The 13,861-nt window shown below is 39.7% G+C and carries 13 protein-coding genes and 1 pseudogene; 9 read left to right on the forward strand and 5 right to left on the reverse strand.

The window, feature by feature from the left end; all coding sequences use genetic code 11:
* The first annotated feature begins 50 nt into the window (after nucleotides 1-50).
* The 3 genes from J8L71_RS06170 to J8L71_RS06180 are packed head-to-tail and all read left to right on the forward strand — an operon-like array spanning nucleotide 51 to nucleotide 2,860.
* On the forward strand, nucleotides 51-2,072 hold the full coding sequence (locus J8L71_RS06170) for an ATP-binding protein (RefSeq protein WP_210999764.1): 2,022 nt from the start codon (nucleotides 51-53) through the stop codon (nucleotides 2,070-2,072).
* 37 nt (nucleotides 2,073-2,109) lie between these two features.
* Nucleotides 2,110-2,361 (forward strand): hypothetical protein, encoded by a 252-nt coding sequence (locus tag J8L71_RS06175; protein ID WP_210999765.1) that lies wholly within the window; start codon nucleotides 2,110-2,112, stop codon nucleotides 2,359-2,361.
* A 43-nt stretch (nucleotides 2,362-2,404) separates the two neighbouring features.
* Complete coding sequence (locus J8L71_RS06180; RefSeq protein WP_210999766.1) at nucleotides 2,405-2,860, forward strand: PH domain-containing protein; 456 nt, start codon at nucleotides 2,405-2,407, stop codon at nucleotides 2,858-2,860.
* A 97-nt stretch (nucleotides 2,861-2,957) separates the two neighbouring features.
* On the opposite strand, the gene ahpF is transcribed toward J8L71_RS06180, so the two are convergent.
* Both ahpF and ahpC read right to left on the reverse strand, forming a co-directional pair.
* Nucleotides 2,958-4,541, reverse strand: coding sequence for an alkyl hydroperoxide reductase subunit F (ahpF, locus tag J8L71_RS06185; RefSeq protein WP_210999767.1), 1,584 nt, complete (start codon nucleotides 4,539-4,541; stop codon nucleotides 2,958-2,960).
* Between the two features lie 154 nt (nucleotides 4,542-4,695).
* Nucleotides 4,696-5,265, reverse strand: coding sequence for an alkyl hydroperoxide reductase subunit C (ahpC, locus tag J8L71_RS06190; RefSeq protein ID WP_058404596.1), 570 nt, complete (start codon nucleotides 5,263-5,265; stop codon nucleotides 4,696-4,698).
* Nucleotides 5,266-5,531: 266 nt separating this feature from the next.
* Here ahpC and J8L71_RS06195 point away from each other — a divergent pair, with 266 nt between their 5' ends.
* The 3 genes from J8L71_RS06195 to J8L71_RS06205 all read left to right on the forward strand — a co-directional run bounded on the left by J8L71_RS06195 (nucleotide 5,532) and on the right by J8L71_RS06205 (nucleotide 7,251).
* A complete protein-coding gene (locus J8L71_RS06195) occupies nucleotides 5,532-5,951 on the forward strand; it encodes a DUF3429 domain-containing protein (RefSeq protein ID WP_210999768.1) in 420 nt (139 codons plus the stop codon).
* 67 nt (nucleotides 5,952-6,018) lie between these two features.
* Entirely contained in the window at nucleotides 6,019-6,417 is a 399-nt protein-coding gene (locus tag J8L71_RS06200; RefSeq protein WP_210999769.1) for a hypothetical protein, read from the forward strand.
* 3 nt (nucleotides 6,418-6,420) lie between these two features.
* Nucleotides 6,421-7,251 (forward strand): class I SAM-dependent methyltransferase, encoded by an 831-nt coding sequence (locus J8L71_RS06205; protein ID WP_210999770.1) that lies wholly within the window; start codon nucleotides 6,421-6,423, stop codon nucleotides 7,249-7,251.
* Nucleotides 7,252-7,268: 17 nt separating this feature from the next.
* On the opposite strand, the pseudogene J8L71_RS06210 reads toward J8L71_RS06205, so the two are convergent.
* A pseudogene (locus J8L71_RS06210) lies at nucleotides 7,269-7,537 on the reverse strand (GMC oxidoreductase); the annotation flags it as partial.
* A 141-nt stretch (nucleotides 7,538-7,678) separates the two neighbouring features.
* Here J8L71_RS06210 and J8L71_RS06215 point away from each other — a divergent pair.
* The 3 genes from J8L71_RS06215 (at nucleotide 7,679) to J8L71_RS06225 (ending at nucleotide 11,355) form a co-directional block, all read left to right on the forward strand.
* Nucleotides 7,679-8,671, forward strand: coding sequence for a Gfo/Idh/MocA family oxidoreductase (locus tag J8L71_RS06215; protein ID WP_210999771.1), 993 nt, complete (start codon nucleotides 7,679-7,681; stop codon nucleotides 8,669-8,671).
* 795 nt (nucleotides 8,672-9,466) lie between these two features.
* Nucleotides 9,467-10,207, forward strand: a complete 741-nt coding sequence (locus J8L71_RS06220) for a FadR/GntR family transcriptional regulator (RefSeq protein WP_210999772.1) — start codon at nucleotides 9,467-9,469, stop codon at nucleotides 10,205-10,207.
* 293 nt (nucleotides 10,208-10,500) lie between these two features.
* Entirely contained in the window at nucleotides 10,501-11,355 is an 855-nt protein-coding gene (locus J8L71_RS06225) for a DMT family transporter (RefSeq protein WP_210999773.1), read from the forward strand.
* Nucleotides 11,356-11,429: 74 nt separating this feature from the next.
* On the opposite strand, the gene J8L71_RS06230 is transcribed toward J8L71_RS06225, so the two are convergent.
* Both J8L71_RS06230 and J8L71_RS06235 read right to left on the reverse strand, forming a co-directional pair.
* Nucleotides 11,430-12,626: an MFS transporter gene (locus J8L71_RS06230; protein ID WP_210999774.1), complete on the reverse strand. Its 1,197-nt coding sequence runs from the start codon at nucleotides 12,624-12,626 to the stop codon at nucleotides 11,430-11,432.
* A gap of 80 nt (nucleotides 12,627-12,706) precedes the next feature.
* On the reverse strand, nucleotides 12,707-13,801 hold the full coding sequence (locus tag J8L71_RS06235) for an NADH:flavin oxidoreductase/NADH oxidase (protein WP_210999775.1): 1,095 nt from the start codon (nucleotides 13,799-13,801) through the stop codon (nucleotides 12,707-12,709).
* Nucleotides 13,802-13,861: the final 60 nt, after the last annotated feature.

The following is a 13,861-nucleotide window of genomic DNA, read 5'->3' on the forward strand; positions in this document are numbered from 1 at the left end:
CTGGCTAATGTATTTTATAAATTTAACAAAAGCTTACGGGGTGTTTTCTTTTGAATTTTTTAAGGCGTTTTCACGACATTGTCTCAAATCAAACCCTTGATTTTGAAGACAAGATTTATAACCTCTTAAATTTTGGGCTAGATGTATTCAATCTTGAAGTAGGTATTGTTAGTAAAATTGATGAAAGCAGCTATGTTGTTTTGCACGCGATCACCCCCGACAACGCGCTTTTATCAGGTACCGTATTTGACTTACAAGGCACCTACTGCGTACATACTTTAAAAGCAGGCTCTGCCCTGGCATTTCATAAAGCATCGCAAAGCGCCATAGCAAACCATCCCTGCTACATTAATTTTCAGCTAGAGTCATACATTGGTGCGCCAATAAAAATTGGAGATGAAATATTTGGCACTGTTAACTTTTCATCAGCAAAAGACTCCCTTGCTTTTAATGACGATGCCTACGACTATATAGAGCTATTCGCCCAATGGCTCGGCTCAGAATTAGCGCGTTCACAAACTAAAGAACAACTTATAAAAAACAGTAATACATTATTAAAATTAGAGAGTGTAGCAAATATAGGCACGTGGGAAGTTGATTTAATAGAAAATAAAATATACTGGAGCGAACAAACTAAGCGTATTCATCAAGTATCAAGTGACTACCAGCCCGTAATAGAAGATGCTTTAGAGTTCTATAAAGAAGGAACTAGCCGTGAAAGCATCAGTCAAGCGGTCAAAAATGCTACCGAAAAAGGCGATAAATGGCATTTAGACTTACAAATAGTAACCGCAAAAAACCAAACTCTATGGATATCGACCTTTGGGGAAGCTGAATTTGACGGGGATCGTTGCATTCGTCTATTTGGTACTTTTCAAGATGTTACCGAGTCAATACTGCTCCGCGAAGAACTCAAGCAAAAACAAGCACAAGCCGAGCGCTTGCTTGAAGATAGGAGCATGCTACTTGCTAAAATAAGCCACGAGCTGAGAACGCCACTTAATGGTATTACAGGTATGCTTACTACATTAATTGATGAGCATAGCGAAGAAGTGCGCGCCGAAAAAATAAAAGTAGCACTAAGAAGCGCTGATATTCTGCTTAATATAATTAATGAAGTGCTCGACTTTTCTAAAATTAATCACGGTGAACTTAAACTAGAACCGACTGACTTTTTACTAAAAACTATTTTTACAGACTTAACGTCGTTATACACACCCTTATTTAAAAATACACACGTAGCACTTAAAGTAGAAAACACCATTGACGATTCTTTTTGGGCATTTAGCGATAACACACGCCTTAGCCAAATAACCTCAAACCTATTAAGTAACGCGCTTAAATTTACCGAAAGTGGCTCAGTTTTACTTAAAACCAGTATTGAACACGCAAAAAAATCACAAAGTCTAAATATTGAAGTAGCCGATACTGGCCGAGGTATGAGTAAAGGATTTTTAGAGTCGCTATTCTCTCCTTTTTCACAAGAGGTTGATGCAAAAAATTCGAAAGGCGGTACAGGGCTTGGCCTTGCCATAGTTAAAGAGCTTGTTGAATATATGGGCGGTACAATATGCGTTAAAAGTACCCCAAATGAAGGCACTACATTTTTATTAAATATACCCATTGAATTAGGCAAAGAGCAAAAGCAAGACAGCTTAATAGCAGCTCAAGATACTGATGGTAGTGAACTATCTGTACTCGTCGTAGATGACAACGATATCAACAGATTGGTATTGCACGCCTCTTTGAGTAAATTAAATATTAAAGCCGACTCTGCTGTTGATGGCCAAGATGCCATTTTAAAATGTAAACAAAAGCATTATGACCTTATTTTTATGGACTGCATAATGCCAATTCTTGATGGTTTTGAAGCAACAAAACAACTTAGGGCTGATAACATCTGCCCCAAACACGAAACCTATATAGTGGCTATAACCGCTAATACCTCATCTCAAGATAAACTTGCATGTCAGCAAGCCGGTATGGATATGTTTATTTCAAAACCTTTTAAACTACCCACCCTAGAAAAAGCAGTTATTAACGCACTTGAGCATAACGAGAAGGTCAGCTAGCTATGCAACAAACTAGCCAGTCAAATAAGGATATAAAATGAAAAACATAATAAGAACTTTACTCTTTACTGTTCTGTGTTTAGCCATATTTAAAGGCGCTTCCACTGGGCAATGGGATTCATCAATAACAGTTGTTATTGTATCTGGCGTATTACTATTAGTTACATTTATTAGTGGTAAAGCGTCACGTGGTTCTTCACCTTATACGAATAATGACTCTTCTGTTTATTCTGGAAGTAATGCTCACTCTCATACAGATTGCGGTGGAGATTCTGGCGGCTGTGATTAATAATTTGTAGTAGCCTATTAAAACTTTGTAGAACGGAGGTATTTTGCCAACCATTAAAATTGCTAAATTCTGGCGTTCTATCGAAGCATTTGGAGAAATTTGTACTCGAATCCTTGGTCTTGGATTAGTCTATCTAATTTTTTCATTCATAGGACACGAGTTAATAGGTGAGCAGTTCAAAAACGATGTTCTACTAAGCTTAGTCGTTTTACCTGCAATTTATGTCTTAAAAGATTCTCATAAAATTCTGGAAGCAGTTTTCATTAAAGTTCTTGCAAAAGACAACTCGATAACCGTATTTAGTGGAATACTAACAAGAAGAGAAGACAAGCTAGGTTTCAAAAGCGTCGAAAATATTGAACAAATAACAACTTTTTTAGGCCGTATCTGTGGTTATTCTACAATCTACTTATATGCCTATGGAAGCTGGGTTAGGATACCTTTCATCAAAGACCCTGAAAGCCTTAGAGTTTGGCTTGAAAAACGAATACCCCACTAAGATTTCAAAAACATAAAAAAGCCGCCTTTGGAGAGGGCGGCTTGGGTTAACAAACAGCTTTGGGTGTACTTGCTGTTATATCAAGAGAGGGGTTTAATTAAGCAGCGGTTTTATCTTGCTCACTTTCTTCACTGTTGCGAATTAAATAATCAAAAGCACCTAAACTCGCTGTTGCACCGCTGCCCATGGCAATAATAATTTGCTTAAATGGGGTATTTGTTGCATCACCTGCGCCATAAACACCAGGTAATGACGTAGAACCTTTTGCGTCAATTAATATTTCACCAAATTTACTTAACTCTAAGTCACTAATTTTTAACCACTCAGTGTTAGGAATTAAACCTATTTGTACAAAAACACCTGCTAAATTAAGTGCTTTACTATCACCTGTTACTCGGTCTGTGTAAGTAAGCCCGGTCACTTTTTTACCATCGCCAAGTACTTCTGTAGTTTGGGCGTTTTTAATAATAGTAATATTGTTTAAGCTGTTTGCTTTGCGAATAAGTACTTCATCGGCGCGTAGTGTGTCTGCAAATTCAAGTACCGTTACGTGCTCAACAATGTTTGCTAAATCAATCGCCGCTTCAATGCCAGAGTTACCACCACCAATTACAGCAACCGGTTTACCTTTAAATAAAGGGCCGTCACAATGCGGACAATATGCTACACCGTGTCCGCGGTACTCTTGCTCACCGGGTACGTTCATTTCACGCCAGCGGGCGCCGGTTGCTAAAACAAGTGATTTAGCTTTTAAAGTAGCCCCATTTTCAAGCGTAATTTCGTATTTGTTATTAACGCGTTCAAGCCCTGCAGCACGTTGGTTATGCATTACATCTACATCGTACTCTTTTACATGCTCTTCAAGCTGGGCAACAAGCTTAGGCCCTTCAGTAGCTTTAACCGAGATAAAGTTTTCAATAGCTAATGTGTCAGCAACTTGCCCACCAAATCGCTCTGCAACAATGCCGGTATTTAACCCTTTACGTGCAGAGTAAATTGCAGCTGATGCACCGGCAGGGCCGCCACCAACAACTAACACGTCAAATTCATCTTTTTCACTAAGTGCCGCAGCTTGGCGTGCTGCGCCTTTACTGTCTACTTTGTTTAATATGTCTGTTAGGCTTAATGCACCTTGGCTAAATGGTTCGCCATTTAAATAAACAGCCGGTACTGCTAAAATGTTGCGCTCTTCTACTTCCTCTTGAAATAGTGCGCCGTCAATCATTGTTGCTTTAATTTTGCTATTCGTCGCGGCCATTGTATTTAGCGCCTGCACTACTTGTGGGCACGTTTGGCAACTCAAGCTAATGTAAATTTCAAAATTAAGCTCTTGATCAAGTGATTGTATTTGTTCAATGTCTTCGCTTTTAGCTTTACTTGCATGTCCGCCAGTATGTAAAAGTGCCAACACTAAACTTGTAAATTCGTGTCCCATCGGTACGCCTGCAAACGTGACGTGGGTATTTTTTACCGGTGAATGTACAACCATAGACGGGCGTCGTGCGCTGGTGTCTGGGTTGTTAACTACCGTAAACTTATCGCTTAGTGATGCTAAATCGTTTGCTAAGCTTTCTACTTCTGCTGATTTTTTGCTGTCATCCAAGGCAATAAGCAGCTCAACAGGTTGAGTAAGCGATTCAAAATGGCTTTTTAATTGATTTTTAATGTTGTTATCTAACATGGCTTAACCCTTTTAGGAAAATTTAAACAGCAAGCCTCCCATGCCAATTAATGCATGTGCTTAATCATCAAATTGAGATAGGAGGCACCAATAAATGAATATTTATTGGTTTAAGGGCAGTTACCTGCCCTTATAAAAGTGGGTAAACCTGTATTTAAATTTTACCAACTAGGTCAAGTGAAGGAGCAAGTGTGTCTTCACCTGGCTGCCAAGATGCAGGGCAAACTTCACCGTCGTGAGTTGCAATGTATTGTGCAGCTTGTACTTTACGTACTAACTCTTTAGCGCTACGGCCAATACCTAAATCGTGAGTTTCGATTACTTTGATTTCGCCCTCAGGGTTCATTACAAAAGTACCACGAAGTGCTAGGCCTTCTTCTTCAATCATCACACCAAAGCTGCGAGTAATACGGCCTGTTGGGTCGCCAATCATTGGGTAAGTGATTTTACCGATTGTGTCTGACGTATCGTGCCATGCTTTATGAGTGAAATGAGTGTCAGTTGATACTGAGTAAACTTCTACGCCCATTTCTTGAAGCTGTGCGTAGTAATCTGCAAGGTCGCCTAACTCTGTAGGACATACAAATGTAAAATCAGCTGGGTAAAAGAAGAAGATTGACCACTTACCAAGTACATCTTTTTCAGATACTTCTACAAAATCACCATTGTGGTATGCAGTTGCGTTGAAAGGTTGAATTTTTGTGTTGATTAATGAAGTGCTCATAGTATTCCTCATTTATATTTAATGTATTAATTTAAGTTACCAAGCAAAGCTAGATTTGTTGGCTACCTCTGCTGGCTTGGTTAATACAATAAGCCCATTGATAAATTAAATAAAATTGATTGTTTAGATTAAAACAATCGATTTTTAAGATTGAACTATTAACAAGGATTTCTCGTAACTGATTTATTAGCCGTTTATTAATTTATATTTTAAGAATACTGCTACAATAACCGCGCTTAAAACACTTACAGATAAGGCATGCAGCAATGGAAAAATTTATTAATCATATTCAACTTGGCTATTTAGGTTTATTGCCTTTTTTAGGCTGCGTAGCTTGGCCGCTGATGTTTGGAAGTAACAGTGTTAACTTAGAATTTTTTACTTTTTATAGCATTGCTATACTTGCCTTTATGGCAGGTAATTTATGGCGCGCTGGAATGCAAAGCTACAGCGATGCAATAAAAGCAGTTTTACCTGTAATCCCGGTACCATTTTTATCTTTTTTGCCTGTTGAGTGGGCACTTGCCTGGCTAGGAGCCAGTTTTTGGTTGGTACTTATACTTGAAAAAGCCACGGTACAATGGAAAACCTACCATAAAGATTATCAAAAAATGCGTTTTGTGCTTACCTCAGTAGTCTTTGTGTGCCACATACTTACCATAGGCATGAGCCTTTACCCTAAATAACTACCAGCCACTTAACCTAACGAGCGTAATGGTGTAACATCCGCGCACTGCTATTTGAGGACGCTCCATGATTGATACATTACGCCAACAACTAAATGAACTTGGCGAAAACTACGTAGAAAAAAACGCTGCGTTTAAAATTAAAGTTATTCCATTTTTTTGCGCTATAAGCATAAAAAAAGATCACAAAAATGAAGGCCGATTAAGCTTTTACTCAAACCAGCTAATTGAAATACTTTTAGTTGTGCTATTTATGCTATTTGGCTTAACACTTTACAACCCAGAAGCAGGGTTTTCGCATGGCCCTATTCATATTGTATTTGCTATTTTAATTACCTTTAATTTAATTTTAAAACAAATTGCTATTGAAGGGCTTAAAACACGCCTTGCATTTCATCGCTTACACGCAACTCACTCTCAAAGCATTGCCAGTAATGATGAGCAAACACCCAGTAAGTCCGCTTAATTTATGTATTTAAATGCTGATTGGCGAATACTTACCGTAGGTGATGGCGATTTATCGTTTTCAAGCGCCCTGCATACTCACATAAAGCCTTCAAAATTAGTGGCTTCAACTTATGATAGTGCAGCCACTATTGAGCAAAAATACGAAAATAATGCGCTGAGCACCCTAAAAGCACATAACATTGATGTACTTAATAGTTTTGATGTAACAAATCCTGCCTGTTGGCAAGCACTAGGCCAAAACCAGCAAAGCTTTGATGTGGTTATATTTCAGTTTCCGCTTATACCTGCATTTGTTGGGCGCGAAGCGTATGAAAGCAATACCCAACAATCAAGCATGAACGTACTTAACCGTGCTTTGCTTCATCAATTTATTAAGTACGCTAACGAATTTGCGCTAAACCCTAACGGGCCCATGCTTTGTTATATTACCTCTAAAGATGTAAAGCCGTACAGAGAATGGAATATTGAAGGCACTTTAAACAAAGGCTTACAGGCTGAATATTTAGGCCAAATGCCATTTGATATTAGCCACTTTGCAGGGTATAAAATTAGAAACGTAGACCGTGACAAACATGTAAAAGATACCAGCGGTATTACCTACGTGTTTAGCCCTAAAATGAGCCCTGAGTGGGTCAGTGAATTAAGCCCATACCTTTCAAAACCTGCCTATTTAACGCCTAATCATTGCTCGCTGTGTCGTGTTGGTCCGTTTATAGCGCTTGAGGATGAAACTAAGCATATAAATGCTAAAAAACATCAGCAAATGCTTCGCCTAGAAAGCGATTGGCAAGCTTGGCTTACTCAGTTTTATAGCACACGTTCACACCCCTGATTTATAACTTTATTTAATTAAATCAGCTGCTTTTTGGCAATCGAAATTACCGGTGCATTAGTATTGCCGGTAATTATTGAAGGCATAATAGGCGCATCAACTACGCGTAACTTGCTCATGCCATGTGCCTGTAAATTAGCATCCACGACTGCCATTTCATCTTACCCCATTTTACAAGCCCTACAGGGTAATACTCGGTATCGCCCGTTTGCCTAATAAACTCAATAAGTTGCTCATCGTTATTAATATCAATCGAGTACATTATTTTACCGCGGATTTAATCAAACACATTACTCAAACAGCACCAGCATGAACTTTTTATCTACACCACAATGCATAAAAGTCAGGTAATTACTTATCATTTATTACAAAGGCAGCTTTATAGAAATGATACACTTTACATTAACTTATTTTCCAAGGAGTGAGCATGAACTTTGTTATTGTTGGCACTAATTTTATTAGCGACACCTTACTTAATGCCGCAAATACATTAGCCAATTTTAATTTATATGGCGTGTGTTCGCGAGCAACCTCAAGCGGTAAAGCATTTTTAGAAAAACACCCAAAAAATTCAAACGCAAAAATTTTTACTTCAATTGAGCAAGTATGCCAAGATCAAAATGTAGATGCCGTATACATTGCAGCCCCAAACAGCTTACATAAACATTACGCCGTCATGTGCCTTGAAGCAGGCAAACATGTATTAGGTGAAAAACCATCGGCTGCTAATAATAACGAGCTAAATGCTATTTTAGCGACTGCAAAAAAACATCAACGGCTCTACATGGAAGCAATGATGACTACGCACCTGCCAAACTTTAGCAATCTTAAACACGCCATGGCTAAGATTGGTACACCGCGTAAATTTATTGGTCAGTACAGTCAGTACTCATCTCGCTACGATAAATACAAAAATGGTGAGCGCCCAAATACATTTTTACCTGAGTTTGCTAATGGCGCCTTAGTAGATTTAGGTGTGTACCCTCTTTATCTATTAATAGCTCTTTGGGGTGCGCCACAAAGTATAAGCGTAAGCGGTATATTGCTTGATACTGGGGTAGATGGCGCCGGCGATGTATTGTTAAATTATGCTGATAAACAAGCTGTTATTAGTTATTCAAAAATTTCGCAAGGCGACAATATAACCGAAATACAAGGTGAACTTGGCCGCATGCGTATAGAAGCCGTATCTCAGCTTAAAAAGATTGAATTTATTGCAAACAATGGTGAAACAGAGGTTATCTCAGATAAATTTGATGAGCATTTTATGAAATATGAAGTGGCCCACTTCATCAAGTTGGTTAAGCAAGGCCTGCTTGAATCGCCTGTTAATACACACCAATTAGCTTCTGATGTAATGAGCGTACTAGACGATGCGCGTAAACAACTCGGTGTTATTTACCCAAACGATCAATCATAAAATATATATGGGCGTTAACCAACGACAGTTAACGCCCAAAGGGAAGTTTAAACAACTAGGGCGTGTTGATCTTTGATGGTTGAATTTGCAGCAGTGTGTTTGGTTTTTAGGCAAGGCAGAGCCTATGAAGTGTGGTTACTCCCCATAAATAGGCGATAACGCAGCATAAATGCCAAACATGCGCTGCCCTTTGGGTTCTGCCTAGGGGCGATAAACTCTTTGTTGCCTACATGGATGTAGGTAAGGGGCGTGAGCAGGACGCGGAAGCTTTACTCGGTTTTTACTTATTCTTACATGGATGTAAGCCAGTAGGGTAACGCAGGAGCAGTTACCGAGCCCACTAGGTTACAAACCTCGCGCCGCGATTTAATCTCCCCTAGATTGAACAAATTTCAATCCGCAAGGATCAACACGCCCTTACTAAGACTACACTTTTTATTATGATAACGATCCCCGTCCATGGGCAATCAATTTGGAAAATCAAAAACCAAACACATTATTGGCTATAAATCACACTTATGAGTTAACTCGGTTTATTACCAATATAACATCTTAAATAACCTTAAAATTAACCTAACACATAAAAACATTACCAATCAAGCTGGCCAATTGTATTATTTTAAACTAAATTGGTAATACACAAACGCAACCATTGGTGTATAGTGGTTTGTAAGCGTTATATCGCGTTAGAATTTTGACATAATAGTGAATTTTGGGGTAACCTCTGCTATTAACAGTTGTTTTTGACTATTAGGCCGCAGAGGCCATTATTCCTTAAGGTAATGAAGGTAAAATATGGGTAATCGTCGCTTATTTTGGCGCATTGTTGATAAAGTTGAGTCTTTGATAAATCAAGGTGAGTTTTCAGCTGGTAGTCGTTTACCACCAGAGCGTGAACTTGCTGAAATGTTTGACGTAAGTCGCCCTACTATCAGAGAAGCTATTATCGCATTGGAAGTGCGCGGCCGAGTGGAAGTTAAAACCGGCTCAGGTGTTTATGTTGTAGAGCAGCTTGAAAAGCCAATAAAATCTAAAGAAATAAGTGCTTTTGAACTGACTCAAGCTCGTGCGTTAATCGAAGGTGAAATTGCCGCACTAGCCGCTCAAACAATTACAGAAGAAGAACTTGAGCAATTAAACAAAACGCTAATCGCTATGGAAAAAGGCCTTTATGTAGAGCAAGCTGACCGTGAATTTCACGAAATTATAGCCCGCGCTACCCGCAATAAAGCCCTAGAATACGCAGTATCTAATCTGTGGGATTTACGCCTAAATAATTCTCAAATCGTGACTGACTACGGCAGTGTATGTAAAAACAATAACGAGTGTGTAATGGACGAACATACCGCTATTTATAATGCCCTGCAAACACACGACGCAAATGCAGCACGAATTGCAATGCACAAACACTTCAACCGTTTAATCAATGCTTTATTTGATGCGGTAGAAGCACGCGCACTAGAAGAAATAAAACGCAAAAATAACGAAAAACGCGGCCTTTACTCTCTAGATGGTTTAGTTAAAAGCGCAAACTGATCTCTATATTCATTACTTAATTTAAAAATAGCGAACAAGTTAACTTGTTCGCTATTTTTTTGCTTATTATTTGTTATACCTCTGTAAAGCTATTCTATTAGAGTACACAACATGCTTTTTATAAACACGAGCTATGCATTTAGTCTGTTATAAAACACCTAATAACGCATTCAGGGTTTAATTATTTTTTAAGTAACACTTCCGGATGTATTAATTACTGTGTATTGATGTTTCGCCTCTAATAAAAAAAAGATACACTTCGCAAAATTAGCCGATTGTTATCAAGGAACTCAATGCAATCATCCACTAAAGATTTTTTAATAGCTGTTGTTTGCGTTATTTTAGCCATGATAACCATTCAATCAGGGGCTTCATTTGCCAAGCAACTATTCCCTATTGTTGGGCCTGAGGGGACAACTGCGCTCAGGCTAGGTTTTTCTGCGTTAATTTTATGCTTAATATTTAAGCCTTGGAAAAGCTTTCCTGTCCGAGGGCACCGGCTTTCTATTGTTGTATACGGCTTGAGCCTTGGCGGGATGAATATTTTATTTTATTACGCAATAGCGCGTATTCCTTTAGGCATAGGTGTTGCGCTTGAATTTACTGGCCCCTTAGCTGTTGCTTTATTTAGCTCACGCGCTAAACGCGATTTATTTTGGGTTGCCTGCGCCATAGCAGGTATTTTGTTATTACTACCCGATATGAACAGCCAAGATAGCCTCGACCCAATAGGTGTCATACTTGCCCTTGCAGCAGGCGCTTGCTGGTCGGCGTATATTTTATTTGGTAAAAAAACTGGCACTCAAAGCTCAGGAGGAGCAACCGTTGCTTTGGGTATGACCGTGGCTGCATTAGTACTAGTCCCTTATGGTGGCATATCGCAAAGCAGTGCATTTACATGGGAAATAATACCCCTTGGTATTGGCATTGCCATTTTATCAAGCGCTCTGCCCTATACGCTTGAGATGGTCGCTCTTCGTAATATGCCAGCACAAGGGTTTAGTATTATACTTAGTTTAGAGCCTGCTTTTGCAGCCCTTGCAGGTTTTATTATTCTTGGAGAATTACTAACACTGTGGCAATGGTTAGCTATTTTATTAGTAATTATAGCCTCTGTTGGCAGTTCATTCTCAAGTGTAAAAAAATAATAAAAATACTCGAGTCATTTAAAACAAAACAGCCATCGTATAAATAACGATAGCTGTTTTACTTAAAGTAACGATTAACTAACTGTTTGAGTGTCTCTTTTGGTTGTTAGCAAATATCCAATTAACGAAATAAACGGCATCCCAGCTGCCACAAGCGCCACACTTGTCCAGCCACCAGCTTCGTATAGTGGGCTCGCGATAAGCGAACCTACAGCCCCCCCGACAAAAATACTCGTCATGTAAATCGCGTTCAATCGCGCACGACTTTGCGGCTCTAATGAATACACAGCCCGTTGCCCAAGCACCATGTTTGCTTGCACTGCAAAATCAATAAACACACCTGTTAAGACTAAAATTATTATCCCGTTGGGTAACTCAAATAAGCTAGGTAAAAAGCACACTGCGGCAATCACCTTTGCCAATAACGATAACTGATGCGTATAACCTTTATCAGCCAAGCGCCCTACAATAGGAGCCGCTATAGCACCTGCTGCGCCAACTAAAGCAAATAAGGCTATTTGTGATTGCGATAAACCATATTCTCGCGCAAGTACAATGGGTACGCTTGTCCAAAATAAGCTAAACGAGGCAAACATTAACGCTTGAAAAAAAGCACGTTGACGTAAAACGGGCTGACTTATCATTAACTGCTTAAGCGATTTTAATAATTTAAAATACGTTGTCTTTTGAGTTGGCTGCCTGTGCGGAATAGCAAAATAAATAACGCTTGCTATAAACACCATACAGCCAGCTGCAAAGTAAAATACTGAACGCCAACCAAAGTGATCGGCAATTAGGCTCGATATAGGCCTTGCGAGTAAAATACCTAATAGTAACCCCGCCATTATATTACCCAACACTTGGCCACGCTTTTCGTCAGACGATAAGTGTGCCGCAAGCGGAATAAGCACCTGAACAGACACCGAGCTAATACCTATCATTAAACATAAGATAAGCATTACATTTGGGGTATCGGCAAGGGCTGTGCCTATTAAGCTCAAAAACGATACCCCAAGCGTAATAAGCATTAAGCGCTTGTTCTCGATAAGATCAGCTAATGGCACCAAAAAAGACAGCCCAAGGGCATAGCCAATTTGCGTAAGCGACACAATAAAACTTGCACTGTGCGGGCTTAATCCTACCTCAGGCGCTAATAACTCAATAATAGGTTGAGCGTAGTAAATATTGGCAACAATTAGGCCGCAACATAAAGCAATAATACCAACAAGTGTATTGCTAAGGGGCTGCGGTGAAACGCCTGTTTGAGTCATGTAGTTCTCTGTTTTATAGAGTTTAAAATAATAAAACCCAATGGATGCAAAGCCCATTGGGTCATAACCTGATAGCTAATTTATTTTATAGGTGATGGCTTACCATGCGGGCTTGAGCGTAAATACTGTTTAGGTGCAGTAACGGTAGCACCAAGCTCTGCTGCAGCATGCCAAGGCCAGTGCGGATCATATAAAATACCACGCGCAAGGGCTACGCCATCGGCTTGCTGTTCGTTAATAATATCTTCGGCTTGTTGTGGCTGCGTTATTAACCCCACCGCTATAACAGGCATATTCACAACCTCTTTAATAGCTGTTGCAAATGGAACCTGAAAGTTAGGTTTAACAGGTATTTGTTGCTCAGGACTTAAACCCGCAGTGCTTACATGAATAAAATCACAGCCAAGCTCATCAAGTGCTTTAGCAAGCGCTACTGATTGTTCTAAATCCCAGCCACCTTCTACCCAGTCGGTGGCAGAAATACGAATACCCACTGGTTTGTTGCTGTTAAATTCTGCGCGAACAGCTTTAAATACTTCAAGCACAATACGCATACGGTTTTGCAAACTGCCTCCGTATTCATCATCGCGCTTATTACTCAAAGGTGATAAAAACTGATGCAGCAAATAACCATGCGCCCCATGTAGCTCAATTAAATCAAGGCCGAGCTCGTCAGCACGTTTAGCGGCGCTTACAAAGTCTTTAATTAATGAGTCTATGTCGGATTGGCTCATGGCTTTTGGCTCTGGGCTATTTTCGTCATACGCGACTGCTGAAGGCGCAAGCGTTTGCCAGCCGTTTTCATCAGTTGGGCTTAATGCACCACCCCCATCCCATGGCTTTTCTGTAGAAGCTTTACGCCCTGCATGCGCAAGTTGAATACCAATAGGCATAGGGCTGTAATGCCTCACTGCTTTTAAACTTTTGCCTAATGCTTGCTGGGTTTCGTTATCCCAAAGTCCTAAATCACCGTAACTTATACGCCCCTCTGGGTTTACCGCTGTAGCCTCTAAAATAAGCAACCCTGCACCACTTAAACTTAACTGCCCTAAGTGAATTTTATGCCAATCACTGGCGGCACCATTATTAGCTGAATATTGGCACATAGGCGCAATAATAATTCGGTTGCTTAATGTGAGTTGACCTATGTTTAAAGGCGAAAATAACTGACTCATTGCTTGCTCCTTAATGCGCGCACACTCGTGCGAATTGAAATAGCTTACGATAACTAACAA

Source organism: Pseudoalteromonas sp. MMG007 (genome assembly GCF_018100985.1).
Classification (GTDB): domain Bacteria; phylum Pseudomonadota; class Gammaproteobacteria; order Enterobacterales; family Alteromonadaceae; genus Pseudoalteromonas.